The sequence below is a fragment of the Micromonospora sp. D75 genome (assembly GCF_018070405.1).
In the GTDB taxonomy this organism is placed as follows: Bacteria; Actinomycetota; Actinomycetes; order Mycobacteriales; family Micromonosporaceae; genus Micromonospora; species Micromonospora chalcea.
On the sequence record NZ_JAGPXV010000692.1, the window covers coordinates 1 to 2,939 of the forward strand.

Annotated in this window: 2 protein-coding genes; both read right to left on the reverse strand. The window is 71.4% G+C overall.

Translation table 11 applies throughout. The features are described 5' to 3' along the window. Positions 1 to 1,378 precede the first annotated feature (1,378 nt). Entirely contained in the window at positions 1,379 to 2,224 is an 846-nt protein-coding gene (locus tag KBX39_RS27740) for an alpha/beta fold hydrolase (protein WP_210873321.1), read from the reverse strand. 86 nt (positions 2,225 to 2,310) lie between these two features. Then, the gene (locus KBX39_RS27745) at positions 2,311 to 2,550 is read right to left on the reverse strand and encodes a winged helix-turn-helix domain-containing protein (protein ID WP_064445718.1); all 240 of its coding nucleotides are present in this window, start codon (positions 2,548 to 2,550) and stop codon (positions 2,311 to 2,313) included. Between the last annotated feature and the right edge of the window lie 389 nt (positions 2,551 to 2,939).

Here is a 2,939-nt window from a genome sequence, read left to right on the forward strand (position 1 = left end):
CCCCCCCCCCCCCCCCCCCCCCCCCCCCCCCCCCCCCCCCCCCCCCCCCCCCCCCTTTTTAATGATACGGCGACCACCGAGATCTACACCAGCTTGGTCGTCGGCAGCGTCAGTTGTGTATAAGAGACAGTTGTTGCCCTTGGTCGTGGTGGTGGACTCGCCGGGCGCCGGGTCCACGACCCAGGCCGGGTGCCCGGGCACCCCGACCACCTCGGCGCAGCCGCGCGCCGGCACGGCGCACCACCGCTTACGGGTGTCGACCGAGGACCTGTCGACCCGGGGCGAGTTCGGGAAGACCTCCCAGGACGGGTGGTCCGCGGCGTGGTCGATCAGGTCCTCGCGGACCAGCACGGCGCCGTCGCGGGCGTCCACGTAGGTGGAGTAGGCGGCCGGGTCCGCGCCGGTGGTGTCCGCGCCGAGGACCACCTCCCACGCCGCGCGCGGCCCACGGTCCGCGGTGGGCACCGCGACCAATGAGGTACGTATGACCTGCGCGTCGCCGCGGCCGGCATCGGCGATCGCCGCCTTGCGGGCCTGCTCGGCGCTGATCGTCGCAGGGGCCGGCGTACCGGCGTCGCGGGCGAGCGAGGAGCTGACGTGCCACACCGCTCCGTCGCGTACGCCGACCGACAGCATGCCGTCGACGGCGGCCGGCAGGTCACCGAAGCGCTGCCGGAACAGCACCGTCGCGCCCTGCCCCATCGGCGCCACGGTCAGCAGTTCCAGCGCGGCGGCGCCCTCGGCGGTCAGGCCCAGCACGTCCCGGTTGGCGGCCACGTACGCGCGCGCGGCGGCGGCCGGGTCGGCGGGCAGGCCGGTGGCCAGGGGCTTGCCGGTGGAGGTGAGCGTGGCGGGCGTACCGAAGTCGGTCCAGCGCACGCGCGCGCCGAGCGCGGCGGCCCGGTCCCGCTGCCGCTCGGTGGCGGCGACGCGGCCCTTGCGGTTGTCGGTGGCCTTGGTGTCGTGCCGGTCGCCCGGCAGGTGGTCGGGTGGCGCCTGGGTACGGGTCTGTTCCCGGGGTGCCGCCTGGCCGCCGCCAGCGGCGGTCAGGACCAGACCGGCTGCCAGCAGCAGCGCGGTGGTCCCCGTCAACGCACGGGATGGTGTGCGCACGGTCCCTCCTGTCATCGTCGAACGGCGATGTCCGTTCCGCCATCCGACCAGCACGATCGACGCGCCGACACCATCCGAACATCCATAAATGTTGCTGCGTCGATTTCTCGATGGCGCCCACAGGCACCCCTGGCCGAGCAGTTTCGAGACTCGCTTCTCACCAGACGAGACGCGGATAGATCTTGGTACGAAACGGCCCCTATGAGGGCCCTTTCGTACCAAGATCTCCACAGGTCGGTAGCGTGCCGGACGGGGGCACCCCGGCTTACATCGTCGCGTCGAGGAAGGTGGTCACCGCCCGGCGGAAGCCGTGCGGATTCTCGACCCACGGCAGATGACCGGATCCGGAGAGACTGACCCGCTGGCAGTTCGGCAGCGCCTTCTCCAGCGAGTCGACGCCCCATCGGGGACGGATGTCCTCGGGTCCGTCGATGATCAGCACGGGCAGGTCGAGCGTCCGGCACCGCGCCGCGAGGTCGCGGATGCGGAGTTCCTGCTTGACCTCAGCGTTGATCGCCCGGTTGCAGTCGCCGTTGACACCGAGCCACGGCGTGGCCATGTCCTCGGCGTGCCGCACGGCGTCGTCGGGGTCGGCGAAGTCGGCCGACCACTGCAGGACCGCCCGTTCCCGATCCTCGGCCCGGGTGCGGTCCCGTGCGCCAAGCGCCTCCCACCGATCCAGGTGCGGCCCGAGCCGCCGCCGGAGATTCCGTTCGTAGTGCGGGTGCCAGCCGCGATCGGGGTCGATGCCGGTGCCGGACACGTAGATCAGGTGACTGACCCGTTCCGGGTGCTCGATCGCGTACCGCAGCGCCAGGTGTGCGCCCCACGAGTGGCCCAGCAGGGCCGTTCGCGGTCCGGCCAGGTGTTCGCGTACCTCGTCGAGGTCGGCGACGAAGCGGCCGACCGAGTACGGACCCCGCCGCTGGGAACGCCCGCAGCCACGCTGCTCCCACCGAATGACACGGGCGTGCCCGTCGAGCAGCCGGGCGACCGGGCCGAGGTAGTCCCACATGCCCGGGCCGCCGTGACAGAGCACCAGCGGCGACCCGGCGTCGGCCTGGTCGGCCCACAGGCGACAACCGTCTTCGGTACGCACGTCCGCAGTCATCGACGACAGTATGGCGAGGCGCAGGGCTGTTGCGGTCGGGGACGAGCCTTGGGCGACCCGCTGCGGCACTTCTGGACCGACGCCCGCTACGGCTCTCGCATCCAGGTCTTCGGATCGGTCACGAAGACGCCCTTGCCCTGCTGTCGTCGGATCACCCGCAACGCTTCCAGCCGCGCATACGCCATCTGCACGGTCCCATGACTGACGTCGTAGCGATCGCGCAGCTCAGCGATTGAGGGCAGCTTGTCCCCCGGCTTCAGCTTCTTTCCTCTGACGTCGGCGATCACATCATCGGCGATGCGCCAGTAATCCGGCACTTCTCGCATGGCACTCCTCGCGTGGCGATCCGATTCGATCACACCGCGACTCGCCTAACAAGCAGCGTTGACTCATCTGACATGTCTAGATATGTTGATTCCGGGCCGCTCCTCGCGTGGCAACGAGTTCGGCTCATCCCCCGGTCGGGACGGGTGCGCGTACCCGTCCCGACCCTCCGGACTGCTCCGCCTCCGTACCGCCGATCCGGGCTGCGGCGGCGGGGCGGGCGGGCCGCCCGCGGCCGGTGTGCGGACGGCCCGCCCTTCCAGACCCACCGCACCTGTCCCCCGCTCCTGGAAGGACCGATATGACGCCGCATCGATCCGGTCGGCTCTACCTGACCGCCCCACCGGCCCGGCTGACCTCGCACGAGGTGCGCACCCGCGCCTTCGACGCC

Coding starts and splice junctions, on each gene's coding strand:
- KBX39_RS27740 (WP_210873321.1), bottom strand. CDS start 2,224: ATGACTGCGGACGTGCGTACCGAAGACGGTTGTCGCCTGTGGGCCGAC.
- KBX39_RS27745 (WP_064445718.1), bottom strand. CDS start 2,550: ATGCGAGAAGTGCCGGATTACTGGCGCATCGCCGATGATGTGATCGCC.